The organism is Microbacterium sp. K24, assembly GCF_004794465.1.
Classification (GTDB): Bacteria; Actinomycetota; Actinomycetes; order Actinomycetales; family Microbacteriaceae; genus Microbacterium.
This window is the reverse complement of sequence record NZ_SSDJ01000086.1, coordinates 104,248-117,957: the sequence shown is the minus strand read 5'-3', so window position 1 is coordinate 117,957 and position 13,710 is coordinate 104,248. Positions and strand designations below refer to the sequence as shown.

At 69.5% G+C, this 13,710-nt stretch carries 11 protein-coding genes; 9 read left to right on the top strand and 2 right to left on the bottom strand.

What is annotated here, in order from left to right; all coding sequences use genetic code 11:
- The first annotated feature begins 340 nt into the window (after positions 1 to 340).
- The 7 genes from DW306_RS07110 to DW306_RS07080 all read left to right on the top strand — a co-directional run bounded on the left by DW306_RS07110 (position 341) and on the right by DW306_RS07080 (position 7,957).
- Positions 341 to 1,870 (top strand): ABC transporter substrate-binding protein, encoded by a 1,530-nt coding sequence (locus DW306_RS07110; protein WP_240747102.1) that lies wholly within the window; start codon positions 341 to 343, stop codon positions 1,868 to 1,870.
- 99 nt (positions 1,871 to 1,969) lie between these two features.
- Positions 1,970 to 2,911, top strand: coding sequence for an ABC transporter permease (locus tag DW306_RS07105; RefSeq protein ID WP_136054909.1), 942 nt, complete (start codon positions 1,970 to 1,972; stop codon positions 2,909 to 2,911).
- On the top strand, positions 2,908 to 4,698 hold the full coding sequence (locus DW306_RS07100) for a dipeptide/oligopeptide/nickel ABC transporter permease/ATP-binding protein (protein ID WP_136054908.1): 1,791 nt from the start codon (positions 2,908 to 2,910) through the stop codon (positions 4,696 to 4,698). The genes DW306_RS07105 and DW306_RS07100 overlap by 4 nt, the downstream gene beginning before the upstream one ends.
- A complete protein-coding gene (locus tag DW306_RS07095; protein WP_136054907.1) occupies positions 4,695 to 5,528 on the top strand; it encodes an ATP-binding cassette domain-containing protein in 834 nt (277 codons plus the stop codon). Before DW306_RS07100 ends, DW306_RS07095 begins: the two co-directional genes overlap by 4 nt.
- Positions 5,529 to 5,575: 47 nt before the next feature.
- The gene (locus tag DW306_RS07090) at positions 5,576 to 6,163 is read left to right on the top strand and encodes a TetR/AcrR family transcriptional regulator (protein ID WP_136054906.1); all 588 of its coding nucleotides are present in this window, start codon (positions 5,576 to 5,578) and stop codon (positions 6,161 to 6,163) included.
- Between the two features lie 34 nt (positions 6,164 to 6,197).
- On the top strand, positions 6,198 to 6,971 hold the full coding sequence (locus tag DW306_RS07085) for an alpha/beta hydrolase (RefSeq protein ID WP_136054905.1): 774 nt from the start codon (positions 6,198 to 6,200) through the stop codon (positions 6,969 to 6,971).
- Positions 6,968 to 7,957 carry a methyltransferase dimerization domain-containing protein gene (locus DW306_RS07080; protein ID WP_136054904.1) on the top strand — a complete coding sequence of 330 codons (990 nt, stop codon included), beginning with the start codon at positions 6,968 to 6,970 and terminating at the stop codon, positions 7,955 to 7,957. Before DW306_RS07085 ends, DW306_RS07080 begins: the two co-directional genes overlap by 4 nt.
- 76 nt (positions 7,958 to 8,033) lie before the next feature.
- On the opposite strand, the gene DW306_RS07075 is transcribed toward DW306_RS07080, so the two are convergent.
- On the bottom strand, positions 8,034 to 9,377 hold the full coding sequence (locus DW306_RS07075; protein ID WP_136054903.1) for an amidohydrolase family protein: 1,344 nt from the start codon (positions 9,375 to 9,377) through the stop codon (positions 8,034 to 8,036).
- Between the two features lie 163 nt (positions 9,378 to 9,540).
- Here DW306_RS07075 and DW306_RS07070 point away from each other — a divergent pair, with 163 nt between their 5' ends.
- Together DW306_RS07070 and DW306_RS07065 are read left to right on the top strand one after the other, a co-directional pair.
- Positions 9,541 to 10,989, top strand: a complete 1,449-nt coding sequence (locus DW306_RS07070) for a glyceraldehyde-3-phosphate dehydrogenase (protein WP_136054902.1) — start codon at positions 9,541 to 9,543, stop codon at positions 10,987 to 10,989.
- A 124-nt stretch (positions 10,990 to 11,113) separates the two neighbouring features.
- A complete protein-coding gene (locus DW306_RS07065; protein ID WP_136054901.1) occupies positions 11,114 to 12,160 on the top strand; it encodes a winged helix DNA-binding domain-containing protein in 1,047 nt (348 codons plus the stop codon).
- A 6-nt stretch (positions 12,161 to 12,166) separates the two neighbouring features.
- On the opposite strand, the gene DW306_RS07060 is transcribed toward DW306_RS07065, so the two are convergent.
- Positions 12,167 to 13,609, bottom strand: a complete 1,443-nt coding sequence (locus DW306_RS07060) for an XRE family transcriptional regulator (RefSeq protein WP_136054900.1) — start codon at positions 13,607 to 13,609, stop codon at positions 12,167 to 12,169.
- Positions 13,610 to 13,710: the final 101 nt, after the last annotated feature.

The following is a 13,710-nucleotide window of genomic DNA, read 5'->3' as shown; positions in this document are numbered from 1 at the left end:
TCACCGCACGGGTCTGGTTCCTCCCACCCGCCTACGTCGACCCCTCCCGCACACCCCGCACCGGCGGCCGACACCGATTCGACATCGCGGCTTAGGTATTGCCGCTCAGGGATCGTCGCTTCAGTATCGCGTCGGGCTCCGAACGCGGAGATCTGCACGCACGGACAAGCCGTGTGCACCCGGAGGCATGGCGTCACGAAGACGGCTGCAGAAACGCCCTTGCGCTCTTTTTCCACAGCTGTAGACTAACCAGCACGACACATCGAAGTGACGTCGGGTCCGACTGCGGACAGCGGCTCTTCGAACTCCTTCACCATCCCTGCACACGAGAGAAGGAACCATGAAACGAATGCCCCTCGCGCTTGCCGCAGTGGTGGCCGCGACACTCGCGCTCACCAGCTGCAGCGGCGGCACGACCGCCAATCCGTCCGACGGCAGCGGCGCCGAAGGACCCGACGCGCTCAACATCGGCAACTTCCTCGACATCACGTCGTGGGACCCCTCGCTGGCCGACATCGGCTTCGACGGCCCCTACCTGTCGGCGGTGTACGACGCTCTGATCGCCCTCGACGAAGACGGCGAGCCGATCCCGTCCCTCGCCACCGAGTGGACCGTCGCTGACGACGACCTCAGCATCGATCTCGACATCCGCACGGACGCCGTGTTCAGCGACGGCGCACCGGTCGACGCCGATGCCGTGATCACCAGCCTCGAATACCTCAAGGCCGGTGCACGCTCCGGCGAGGCCTACGTCAACGTCGACTCGTTCGAGAAGGTCGACGACGACACGATCCGCATCAACCTGACGCAGCGCGACGACACGATCCTCTACTTCATGGGTCTCGGACGCAGCTACATCGCCTCTCCGACGGCGATCGAGTCGGGAACCCTCGGAAAGGACCCCATCGGCTCCGGTCCGTACGTGCTCGACAGCACCACGAGCGTCGCCGGCGCGGAGTACCACTTCACCAAGGTCGCCGAGCACTGGGACGCCTCGACCTATCCGTTCGGCGAACTCGCGATCTTCCCGATCACCGACGCCACGGCCCGCCACAACGCGATGCTCAGCGGTCAGATCAACGTGCAGTACGGCGACGTCGCCAACCGAGAGCAGGCGGAGCAGCAGGGCTGGAACATCGCCGAACGCGTGTCCGGCTGGGCCGGACTCGTCATCACCGACCACACCGGCGCCAAGAGCGAGCCCCTCGGCAAGCTCGAAGTCCGCCAGGCCCTGAACTACGCCTTCGACGGTGCCGCCGTCCTCGCCGCCGTCGGCAACGGGGCGGGCGTCGCGAGCAACCAGGTCTTCCCCGATGGAGGAAGCGTCAACGACCCGTCCCTGAACGACGCCTACGCGTACAACATGGACAAGGCGAAGGAGCTGCTGGCGGATGCCGGCTACCCCGACGGCTTCGCCATCTCCATGCCGATGTCGCCGATCTTCGAGATGTGGAAGCCCTCCGCCGAGCAGGCGCTCAACGAACTGGGCGTCACCGTCACCTGGGACAACATGCAGATGCCGGACTATCAGCTGAACGCGCCGAACTACCCCATGTTCATCTCGTTCCTCGCGATGGACGGCAACGACGTGGCCACGGTGGCACGACAGGTCACGAGCGTGCAGTGGTTCAACCCCGAGCCCGACTACGCGAAGAACGAGGTCATCGCCCCGCTCGTCGAGAAGGTGCAGACCGAGCGCGGCGACGCGCAGACCGACGCGGTGAAGGAGCTCAACAAGGCTCTCGTCGACCAGGCGTGGTGGTCCGTCTGGTACCAGGCGAACAACACCTACTACAGCGCCCCCGGCATCCAGCTGCAGCCGGTGGTCGGGATGATGTTCCCTACGCTGCGGTACATCACCAAGGGCTGAGCCCCGCCGGGGCGGTCGCGACACACCGGCCGCCCCGGCATCCTTCCCCTCGGCATTCCCCCTCCGACCTTCCGCCCCTCCGACCTCCGAGAGGTTTCCATGCTTCTGTTCACGGCGAAGCGAGTGCTCTCCGGCATCCTCCTGCTCGTCGCGGTCTCGACGGGCACGTTCTTCCTCGCCCATCTCGCGATCAGCGACCCGACGGCGTCGCTGCTCGGCACGACGGCGAGTCCTGCCCAGCAGGCCGCCCTGGCCGAGAAGATCGGCCTCGGCCGCCCCCTCCTCGTGCAGTTCTGGGAATGGCTCTCGCACGTCGTGCTCCTCGACTTCGGCGTCTCGTGGCGCAACTTCCAGCCGGTCTCGGCGCAGCTCGCCATCAAGGTGCCGGTCACCCTGTCGGTGGTCACCCTCGCGACGCTCATCACCGCCGTCGTCGGCGTCGCGTTCGGCATGATCACCGGCCTCCGCCCGGGCACCTGGTTCGATCGGATCATCAAGGGCATCTCCGTCGTGCTCTTCGCCCTCCCCGGATTCTGGGTGAGCCTCGTGCTCGTCATGTGGCTCGCCGTGCAGCTGAAGTGGTTCCCTGCCGTCGGCTACGTCACCCCGACGCAATCCGTCGACGGCTGGCTGCGATCGATCACCCTCCCCGCGATCTCGCTCGCCCTGGGCGGCATCGTCGCCGTCGCCGAGCAGCTGCGCAACGCGGTGATCGCGCAGAGTCGACAGGACTGGGTGCGCACACTGCGCAGCCGCGGACTCTCCCCGGCCCGGGTGAACCTGCACATCCTGCGCAACGCCTCTCCCGCCGCGCTCACCGTGATCGCCCTGATGTTCGTCGGCCTGCTCTCCGGAGCCATCGTGGTGGAGCAGATCTTCAGCCTCCCGGGGCTCGGCCAGCTCACCAACCAGTCCTCGCAGAACGGCGACATCCCGATGCTCCTCGGCATCACGGTCATCTCCGTCGTCTTCGTCGTCCTGATCAACCTCCTGCTCGACCTGGTGCTCGGCTGGATCAACCCGAAGGTGCGCGTCGCATGACCACGACAGACATCCGCGTCGCGTTCGATCGCGCCGCGCAGAAGCGCCGGTCCGGGCTCCTGCGCCGATTCCTCCGCCACCCCGGCGGCTACATCCCGCTGGCGATCTTCCTCCTCATCGTGCTGGTCGGCATCCTCGCGCCCCTGCTCGCGCCGATGGACCCGAACCTCGTCGATCTCGGCGCGGCCAAGGCGGCCCCGGGGCCCGAACACCTCCTCGGCGGCGACTCGACCGGGCGCGACATCCTCTCGCGACTCATCTACGGCACCCGCACGACGCTGTGGGGCGCGCTCATCACGATCATCACCGCGCTGATCATCGGCGTGCCGGCCGGCGTCGCCGCAGGATACTTCGGCGGGGCGTTCGACCGCGTCGCCACCTGGATCAGCGACGCGCTGCAGTCGATCCCCGGCATGATCATCCTTCTCGTGGTCGCCGCCGGAAGCCGCAACAATTTCGAGCTGCTCATGGCCACGGTGGGCGTGTTCATGGTCCCCGGCTACTTCCGCATCTCCCGCTCGCAGACGCTCGCGGTGCGGGGCGAGCCCTACATCGACGCCGCGCGCGTCTCGGGGCTCTCCGACGGCCGCATCATCTTCCGTCACGTGATCACGGCCGTCTACCCTCCCGTGATCATCCAGACCGCCCTCACCGCCGGTATCGCGATGGGCATGCAGGCCGGCCTCCAGTTCCTCGGCATCGGCGACTCGAACGTGCCGAGCTGGGGAGCGATGATGCTCGAGGGCTTCCGTCTCATGCTCACCTACCCGCTGATGCTCCTGTGGCCCTCGACCGCGCTCGGACTGACCATCGCGGTGCTCGCCATCATGGGATCGACGCTCGCCGAACTCGTGCAGGTGCGCACCCCGCGCCCGAAGGGCCGTCGAGCGGATGCCGCAGCGTCCACCCCTTCCGCTCCGGCCACCGGCGCGGTGCACCACGCCGCCGCGGACTCGGCGCTGCGCGTGGAGAACCTGCGCGTCATCCATGCGACGCCCTCCGGTGAGACCGAGGTCGTGCACGGCGTGACGCTCGACGTCGCACCCGGCGAGGTCGTCGGGATCGTGGGAGAGTCGGGGTCGGGCAAGTCGCAGACGGTGTTCTCGGTGCTCGATCTGCTGCCCTCCACCGGGCGTTCCGTCGCCGATGCGATCTGGGTCGGCGGCAAGGACGTCGGCCGCGCGACGCCGAAGCAGCGACAGGCGCTGCTGGGTCGCGAGATCGGCTACGTGCCGCAGGAGCCGATGAGCAACCTCGACCCGTCGTACACGATCGGTCATCAGCTCGTCGAACCGCTGCGTCGCACACACGGGCTCAGCAGACGCGCGGCCAAGGACCGCGCCCGAGAGATGCTCCTGCGCGTCGGTCTCACCGATCCTGAGCGCGTCATGCGCAGCTACCCGCATCAGGTCTCGGGAGGCATGGCACAGCGCGTGCTGATCGCCGGCGCGATCTCGGGCAAGCCGTCGCTGCTCGTCGCCGACGAGCCGACCACGGCCCTCGACGTGACCGTGCAGGCCGAAGTGCTGGAGCTGCTGCGCGAACTCCAGGCCGAGTACGGCATGGCTCTGCTCATCGTCACCCACAACTTCGGCGTCGTGGCCGACATCTGCGACCGGGTGATCGTGATGCGCGGCGGCGAGATCGTGGAGTCCGGTCCGGTCGACGAACTCTTCGCCGCCCCCGCAGCCGCCTACACCCGCGAGCTGATCGCCGCGTCCCTCGACGATGCCGACGGCCGCGCCGCGCTGGATCGATCCGCCCGCACGACGGAGGTGCCCGCATGAACCCGCTGCTCGAAGTGCGCGACCTGGTCGTCGAGTACGGTCGCGGTCGCGGCGCATTCCGCGCGCTGCACGGCGTCTCCCTCGACATCGCCCCGGGAGAGTGCCTCGGCCTCGTGGGGGAGTCGGGATCGGGGAAGTCGACCCTCGGCAAGGCGATCCTCGGGCTCGCGCCCGTCACGAGCGGCAGCATCCGGTTCGACGGGCAGGAGATCAGCGGTCTCGGGGGCCGCGCCCGACGCGCGCTCGCCGACGACGTGCAGGTCGTGTTCCAAGACCCGTACGGCTCGCTGAATCCCGCGATGACCGTCGGCGACGTCCTCGCCGAGCCGCTCCTCACCACCGGGATCGGGCCGAAGGCGGCCGAGATCAGGGTGCGCGAGATGCTCGACCGCGTCCGCCTTCCCGACTCGGCGATGGACCGCTACCCCAGCGAGTTCTCCGGCGGCCAGCGTCAGCGGATCGCGATCGCCCGGGCGCTGGTCCGAGGGCCGCGCCTGATCGTGTGCGACGAGCCGGTGAGCGCTCTCGACCTCACCACGCAGGCGACGATCCTCGACCTGTTCATCGAGCTGCAGCGCGACACCGGCGTGGCGTACCTGTTCGTGTCGCACGACCTCGGCGTCGTGCGGCGCGTCTGCCACCGGGTCGCCGTGATGTATCGCGGCGAGCTCGTCGAGGTCGGCGAAGGAGAGCAGGTCACCCGTCGGCCCCAGCATCCGTACTCCGAGCGTCTGCGCCTGGCCTCGCCCGTCGCCGATCCGGCCGCGCAACGCGAGCGACGTGCCCAGTGGCTCGCTCTTCGGGAGGTGCGCGATGCGGCGGTACGGTAGCTCCAGGCCGGATCTGCACGCCGTCCACGATCGGCCGGAAGGACCCCATGCCGAAGATCATCGATCACGACCAGCGTCGACGGGACATCGTCGAGGTCGCCAAGAGCATCATCCTCAAGGGCGGCTTCGAGGCGGCCACGATGCGCAGCATCGCCGCCGAGGCCGGCTTCGCGAACGGTGCGCTGAAGCACTACTTCCCCGGCAAGGAGAGCATCGTCGCGGCGACGTTCGAGACCATCCTGCAGGAGATGTCCGAGGGAGTGCAGGCCGTCGGCGCGGAGCCGATGACCGCGGATGCCGCGCTGCGCGGATTCCTGGAGGCGACGATCCCGCGCGATCAGGACCAGATCGCCGCCGGACGCGTGCTGCTCGCCCTGTGGGAGTACGCGATGGCGAACGAGTCGCTCGCGGAGCTGTACCGCGGGCACCTCGCCTCGTGGAGGTCGTCGCTCATCGAACGGATGGAAGCGGCGCGCGACGAGGGCTCGATCCGCGACCAGGACTTCGGAACGCCGGCGAACGAGTACATCTCGGCCGCGGTGGGCGCGACGGTCATCAACCTCATGTACCCCGACGGCGAGCGCATCGCCGACTACCAGACCTACATCGACCAGTTCCTGGCGCGACTCCGCTGACCGCGACGCGCCGCATCCGAGAGGACGGCGCATCGTGACCTCCCCCCTGTACGTCGAACACCACCCGGGCACCGGGCGACCCATCGTGCTCCTGCACGGTCTCGCCTCGCGCGGGGCACAGGACTGGCCGGATGCCGAATGGGCGCGGGTCTTCGCCGAGCGTCCCCGGGTGGTCATCGACCTCCCGGCGCACGGCGAGAGCGCGGGCCTCGGCGTCTCGAACACCTCCCTGGCCGTCGACGCGCTCGCCGAGGCGATCGTCACCGAGCCGATCGTCACAGGGGAGGGCGGCGCCGAGACGGACGGCACGGTCGAGGTCGATCTCGTCGGATACTCGCTCGGGGCACGTCTCGCCTGGGACCTGGCGCAGCATCCGTCGCTCCGGGTCGGCCGGCTGGTGCTCGGCGGACTCAGCGCCGGCGAGCCGTTCGTGCTGGTCGACCTCGGCGCTGCGCGAGACGCGATCGCCGGGGGAGCGCAGCCGACCGACCCGCTCACGAGCATGATCGTGCAGATGGCGTCACAGCCGGGCAACCGTCCGGCGGAGCTGCTCGACCTGATCGAGGGCCTCGCATCCGAGCCCTTCGCCCCCGATTCCGGTGGCCCGCAGATGCCGGTGCTGCTGATCGGCGGCGTCGACGACCCCATGTCGGCGGGAATCGACGAACTCGCCGCTCTCCTGCCCGACGCCCGGACCACGCGTGTCCCGGGCGACCACCTCGTCGCGCTGCACACGGCGGAGTTCCGCTCCGCGGTGCAGCGCTTCCTCGCGCACGATGCGCACATTCACGAAAGGCACTCCTCATGACGATCACCTCCACGCCCGACGCCGCGCGGATCCTGGACATCGCGACCGGCTACATGGCGTCGAAGCAGCTGTTCGAAGCCAGTCGGATCGGGCTGTTCTCCGCTGTCGCCGGCGGCGAAGACACGGTCCCCGCGATCGCGGAGCGCTGCGGGGTGAGCGAGCGCATCGCGCGCATCCTCGCCGACGCGATGGCCGCCAAGGGTCTCCTCGTCCGTGCGGACGGACGCTACCGCGTCTCCGCAGACGCCGCGGCCTATCTCACGGGCGAGGACTCGGCCGTCGATCTGGCTCCGTTCCTCACGTTCCTCGGCGAGATCAGCTACCCGCACTGGCTGCAGTTCGCGCACACGGTCGACACGACGGAACCGGGCGACCTGCAGATGGACGATGCTCGCTGGGCGACCTTCATGGCCGGTGTGATGACGTACAACCGTCTGCATGCGCAGGAGTTCGGTCGCCACGTCGATCTGGCCGGGGCGACGAAGGCGCTCGACTTCGGGGGTCTGTCGGCCGAGTTCGCCCTGTCGGTCATGGCGCAGAACCCGCAGCTGCACACCACGTTCGTCTACGCCGCCGGATTCGAAGACGGCATCGCCGAGGCGATCGAGGCCGCAGGAGTCGGCGACCGCGTCGTCGTCGAGGTGGGGGAGACGGCGACCGCCGAACCGCAGGGCGAGTACGACGCCGTCTTCGCGAATCACGTCATCCACCGCTTCAGCGCCGAGGAGAACGCGCGGATCTTCCGCAACCTCAGGAACGCGGCGGCGCCGGGAGCCACACTCACGGTGCTCGACTTCTTCCTCGACGACGATGAGGAGCAGCGCGGTCTCGATGCGCTGCACGCCGGGGAGTACCTCGTGATCGACGGCACGATCGTGTACCCCGAGGCCGAGGTGCGCGGATGGCTGAGCGATGCCGGCTGGGAGGTGCGCGAGAAGGTCGCGCTGCCCGGCAGCCCGCGGGTGCTGGTCGCGACCGCGGTCTGAGGCGAAGAGCTGGTCCGAGGGGGACCGGAGGCGGGTGGCATGCGTGAACATGCCACCCGCCGTTTTCGTGTCCCGCTCAGGAGCGGGCGAAGACCGTCCTGCCGTCGACGATCGTGCGCGCGATGCCGATCGCGGAGAAGGCGCGACCGGGCTCGAGCGGGTCCTCGTCGAGGACGGTCAGGTCGGCGACCTTGCCCACCTCCAGCGAACCCTTCCACGCGGAGGCGCCGTCCTGCCGGGCGGCATCGACGGTCATCGCCCGCACCAGGGTGCGGCGGGTCTCGGCGTCGTCGCCCGTGCCGGCCGCGCCGAGGAGCGAGAGCGAGGCGTCGAGCCCGATGCGCCAGTCCGGCGTCGCGATGGGGGAATCGCTCGTGATCGTCGTCAGCGCCCCGGAGGAGAGCATCTCGGCGAGCGGCCAGGCGCCCGCCAGCCGCTCGGCCCCGAGCATCGCCCCGGCCCAGGCGTGGGTGTGCGAGGCGATCAGCGGCTGCACGGCGAACCCGGCGCCGATGCGTCCCATCCGCGCGATCTGCGCCGGGGTGGCGAGGTCGCCGTGCACGACGTAGTGGGGTCCGCGCGCAGCGGGGGCGTCGTCGAGACGCTCGAGCACCCGCAGGAACTCCGCGATCGAACGATCTCCGGTGGCGTGCACGGCGATCTGCAGGCCGCGGGACGCGGCGATCTCGATCATCCGCCGGAACGCGGCGAGCGGATCATCGCCGCCCCGCGTGAGGAGCGCACCGGTCGTCCCGTCCGCGTACGGCTCGTGGACCCAGGCCGTCGCCATCGGTGGGATGCCGTCGGCGAAGATCTTCACGCCCGTGATCGCCAGCCACTCGGCGTCGGTGACGGGAACGGGGGAGCGGATGCCGCGCTCGAAGTCGTCGAGGCTGCTCTCGCCGTCGATCGTGCCGAACAGGCGGAGCATCGTCACGCGCGATGTCTGCGCGCCCGCGCGGTGCAGCTCGACGTAGGTGGACAGCATGTCGGTGCCGAAGCACCCGGTCTCTCCGTCGTCCTCTCCGGGGCCGATCCCCGGCTCGGTGTAGCTCGTGATGCCGTGCTCGGCGAGAAGGCGCCATGCCTGCTGCAGTGCCGAGCGCCGCTCCACCGCGGTCGAGACGAGTCGGCCGGACGGCTGATCCTCGGGCGGTGTATCCGAGAAGAACAGGTGGGGCCAGCGTGCGCCGAGCCATGCGGCATGCAGATGCGCATCGTTGATGCCGGGGATCGCCGTGCGCCCGTCGAGTTCGATGATCGTACGGGCGTCCAGCGCCTCGGCTTCGGCGCCGAGGGCGACGATCCGGCCGTCGCGCACGGCCACGGCCTCGACCGGCGAGCGGCTGTCGTCGAAGATGTGCACTCGTCCGCCGCGGATGATCAGGTCGGCGTCCTCGCCGAGGAGTGTCTCGCTCATTATTCCACCAGTGTAGACGTAAAACGGCACCGCGGATGGCGAGACGCGTCGCGCGATTCGGTGGCCGCCACCCGCGGCGCGTACGCTGGTGGCATCCCCCGAAGCTCACCCGGCAACCTCGCGCGCCGGCGACCTCGGCGCGCTCACACATGCAAGGACGCAGATGAACGATTCCGCTGCACGCGACGACGACTGGACGGCGAGAGAAGAGCTCGCCGAGCGGATGATCCCGCTCATCGGCTCACTCAAGCGCGAGCACGACGTGGTGACCTCCCTCCACGGTCACCGGCTGCTCGGCCTCTCCGCCACCGGCCTCGTCGAAGTGCACGAGCGCGTCGCACAGCTCGGCCACGAGCAGCTCGCCCTCGACGACACGCTCGCCGTGCTCGACGCGATCCACCAGCTCGCGCCCGGAGCCTCCTCCCTCGACGTCGCACGCCTCGTCGCGGGTCATGCGGAGAGCGCACAGCCCCTGGACGCCTACCTCGCCGAGGCGCTCGCGCCCGCCATCGGCGCCGTCGCCGCCGACCCGACCGACGTGGTGCTCTACGGCTTCGGGCGCATCGGACGTCTGCTCGCCCGCATCCTCATCGCCCACACCGGCGGGGGCAGCGGACTGCGTCTGCGGGCGATCGTCGTCCGTCGCGGCTCGGCGAACGATCTCGTCAAGCGCGCCTCCCTCCTCCTGCGCGACTCGGTGCACGGACGCTTCCCCGGCTCGGTCACCGTCGACGAGGAAGCAGAGCAGATCATCGCCAACGGCACCCGCATCCAGGTGATCTACTCGGGCGACCCGGCATCCGTCGACTACACCGCCTACGGCATCCACGACGCGATCGTCGTCGACAACACCGGACGCTGGCGCGACGAAGAGGGCCTCAGCCGCCACCTCGAGGCGACGGGCGTCGCGCGCGTGCTGCTCACCGCACCGGGCAAGGGCGCGCTGAAGAACATCGTGCACGGCATCAACGACGACACCATCACGCCGGACGACCGCATCATCACCGCCGCATCGTGCACGACCAACGCGATCACGCCGGTGCTGAAGGCGATCGACGAGGCGTACGGCATCGTCCGCGGCCACGTCGAGACCGTGCACTCGTTCACGAACGACCAAAACCTCATCGACAACTTCCACAGCGGCGACCGCCGCGGACGCTCCGCCGTGCTCAACATGGTCATCACCGAGACCGGAGCCGCGAAGGCCGTCGCCCGTGCCCTCCCCGAGCTCGAGGGCAAGCTCACCGGCTCCGCGATCCGCGTCCCCACCCCCGACGTCTCCCTCGCTGTGCTGCACCTCAGCCTCGAGCGGCCCGCCGAGAGGGAACAGCTCAACGACTACCTGCGCCGGGTCTCGCTGCACTCGAAGCTGCGCCAGCAGATCGACTACGTCGAGAGTCCCGAGGTCGTCTCCACGGATTTCGTCGGCTCGCATCGCGCCGGCATCGTCGACGGTCTCGCCACCATCGCGAACGACCGCGACATCGTGCTCTACGTCTGGTACGACAACGAGTACGGCTACTCGTGCCAGGTCATCCGGGTGCTCGAGGTGATGGCCGGGTCGCACCCCGTGGTCCTGCCCGCGCGTCGCGAGGTCACGCTGCACGCCTGACACCCTCTCACCTGCGCCGAACGGCCCCTTTCTGCGCGACCCGCCCCTCTTTCGCCGCCCACAACGGGACGGCTCGCACACAAAGGGGTGGGTCGGCGGGGGAGGCGCCCGGCATGATGGGGTCATGAAGACCGCGACCCTGCTGGCCGAGCGCCTCCGATCGCACCGTCTGACCGCCCCGGCACGGACCGTGACGGATGCGGCGACGCACATGCTCGCGGTGCAGAGCCAGGATCTCACCGCCGGTCGGTGGGCTCTCGCCCTGCGCACCCGGGGCGAGGTGCGACTGCGCGACGTCGACCGTGCCTTCGACCGCGGCGAACTGGTCCGCGCATGGCCGATGCGCGGCACGCTGCACACGATCCCCGCGCGCGACCTCGGCTGGGTGCTGTCCGTCACGGCGGCACGTCAGCGTCAGCAGGCGGCATCCCGACACCGCGATCTCGGCATCGACGACGACATGGTCGCGCTCGCCGTGCGGGCGCTGACCCCGGCGCTCCGCGACGGCGGTCGCACGCGCGCCGAGATCTTCGAGATCCTCGAGGGCGTCGGCATCGACCCCACCGGCCAGCGCGGGCTGCACCTGCTCTTCGAGCTCACCATCGACGGGCTCATCTGCCAGGGTCCGGTGGTCGCGCGTGACGGGGTGACGCGCGAGCAGCGCTTCGTGCGGGTGGAGGACCACATCCGCGAGCATGCGCAGCCCGACGACCCGCTCGCCGAGCTCTTCGTGCGGTACATCGCGGGGCATGGTCCCGCGGGCGTCGCGGACTTCGCCTGGTGGTCGGGTCTCACGCTCGGCCAGTCCCGCGAGGCCCTCGAGCGGGCACGCGATCGAGTCGAGGAGGTCGACGAAGGACTGCTCGTGGCGCGCGAGCGTCCACGACGCGCGTCCGGCGCGGCATCCGTTCTCGCACTCGGCGCCTTCGACGAGTACTACCTCTCCTACGCCGACCGCACGACGGTCTGCGCGCCCGAGCATCTGGCGACCGTCGGCCCGGGCAAGAACGGCATGGTGCGCGCGACGCTCGTCGAGCAGGGGCGCGTCATCGGATGTTGGATGCACGCGACCGCGAGCAGGGGAGTCCCGCCCGAGCTCTTCGTCGCGCCCGCCGATCCCGACGGGGTGACCGCGGCGCTCGCCCGCTTCGAGCGGTTCACCGTGGGCTGAGCGGCATCACTCGTCCGCGTGCCGCCCGAGGAAGCTGTAGACCTCGTTGTCGTCGACTCCGGGGAACGCGCCGCGGGGGAGCGGCGAGAACATGTGCGTGTGCACGCGGGCGCTCGGCCACGCCTTCCCGCTCCAGCGCTCCGCGAGGTCGCTTGAGGGCCGCCTGCAGCACGCCTCGTCGGGGCACGTCGAGACGGCGCGGTCGACGGTCTCGCGTCCGCGCCACCAGCGCGCGTCGTCGAACGGCACGCCCACGGTGATCGAGAACTCCCCGTCGCTCGACGACCCCGTCTGCGTCGAGCACCAGAACGTGCCCGACGGGGTGTCGGTGTACTGGTGGTGCTCGGTCGTGCGGTTCTGCTGGGTGAAGGCGGCACGCGCTTGGAACTTGCGGCAGACGCGCTGCCCCTCGACGGCGCCGGTCACGTCCATCGGCAGCGGCAGGTCGTCGTTCTCGTAGACCCGGGTGATCGCCCCGGTGGCATCGACGCGGAGGAAGTGCAGCGGCATCCCCAGGTGCTGCGTCATCAGGTTCGTCATCCGCATCCCCGCGGCCTCGTGCGTCACGCCGAACGCGTCGCGGAAGTCCTCGACGGCGAGGTTGCGGTCCTTCTTCGCCTGCTGCAGGAAGGCGACGGATGCCGTCTCCGGCATGAGACAGGACGCCGCGAAGTAGTTGATCTCGAGCCGCTGCTGCAGGAAGTCCGCGTAGTCGGTCGGCGGAGTGTGCCCGAGCAGGCGGTGCGCCATGGCCTGCAGCGCCATCGATCGCAGACCGTGACCGCCGGGGATGGAGGCCGGCGGCAGGTAGATGCGTCCGTTCTCGAGATCGGTGACCGAGCGGGTCGAGTGCGGAAGGTCGTTCACGTAGATCAGCTCGAAGCCGAGCTTCTCGGCCATGATGCTCACGGTGCGGTGGGTGACCGCGCCCTGCACGTGCCCGGCGGACTTCAGGTGCTTCTCGGCGAGCTTGTCGATCTCGGGGAGGTAGTTGTTGTGCGCTCGCATCCGCAGCCGCAGCTCGGTGTTGCCGCGCCGTGCCTCCTCGGGGGTCGCGATCGCCTCGCGCTCCCGCCGCTGCAGTTCGCGGTGCAGGCCGAGGATCGACTCGATCGTCTCGTCGCTCGTGCCCTTGGTGACACGGATCGGTGCGACGCCGAGCTGGCGGAAGACCGGGCTCTCCTGCGCACGCTCGAGCTCGATCTCGAGCGCCGCGCGCCGGTTCGGCGGCTCGCCCGAGATGAGGTCGGTGACCTGCGTGCTGGTGGCCTGCGCGATCGCCTGGAGGAGTGACAGCTTGGGCTCGCGCTTGCCGTTCTCGATCAGGCTGAGCTGGGAGCCGGCGACGCCGACGAGCGCACCGAGCTCGTCGAGGGTGAAGCCGTTCTCGAGCCGGTGGTGTCGGATGCGGTGGCCGAGAGTCGTGAGATGGATGCCGGAGGAAGCCATTCCTTGATACTAGCGAAAGAATCCCATTTCTTATCGTCTGTTTCGTACGAAAATACCCCGCGAGTCGGAAGAAGATGGGTGCAACGCCCCACACTTCAAAG

Excerpts from the sequence above, each read along its gene's own strand:
- DW306_RS07090 (WP_136054906.1), top strand. The coding sequence starts at position 5,576 with ATGCCGAAGATCATCGATCACGACCAGCGTCGACGGGACATCGTCGAG.
- DW306_RS07065 (WP_136054901.1), top strand. The coding sequence starts at position 11,114 with ATGAAGACCGCGACCCTGCTGGCCGAGCGCCTCCGATCGCACCGTCTG.
- DW306_RS07080 (WP_136054904.1), top strand. The coding sequence starts at position 6,968 with ATGACGATCACCTCCACGCCCGACGCCGCGCGGATCCTGGACATCGCG.
- DW306_RS07075 (WP_136054903.1), bottom strand. The coding sequence starts at position 9,377 with ATGAGCGAGACACTCCTCGGCGAGGACGCCGACCTGATCATCCGCGGC.
- DW306_RS07105 (WP_136054909.1), top strand. The coding sequence starts at position 1,970 with ATGCTTCTGTTCACGGCGAAGCGAGTGCTCTCCGGCATCCTCCTGCTC.
- DW306_RS07060 (WP_136054900.1), bottom strand. The coding sequence starts at position 13,609 with ATGGCTTCCTCCGGCATCCATCTCACGACTCTCGGCCACCGCATCCGA.
- DW306_RS07070 (WP_136054902.1), top strand. The coding sequence starts at position 9,541 with ATGAACGATTCCGCTGCACGCGACGACGACTGGACGGCGAGAGAAGAG.
- DW306_RS07095 (WP_136054907.1), top strand. The coding sequence starts at position 4,695 with ATGAACCCGCTGCTCGAAGTGCGCGACCTGGTCGTCGAGTACGGTCGC.
- DW306_RS07110 (WP_240747102.1), top strand. The coding sequence starts at position 341 with ATGAAACGAATGCCCCTCGCGCTTGCCGCAGTGGTGGCCGCGACACTC.
- DW306_RS07100 (WP_136054908.1), top strand. The coding sequence starts at position 2,908 with ATGACCACGACAGACATCCGCGTCGCGTTCGATCGCGCCGCGCAGAAG.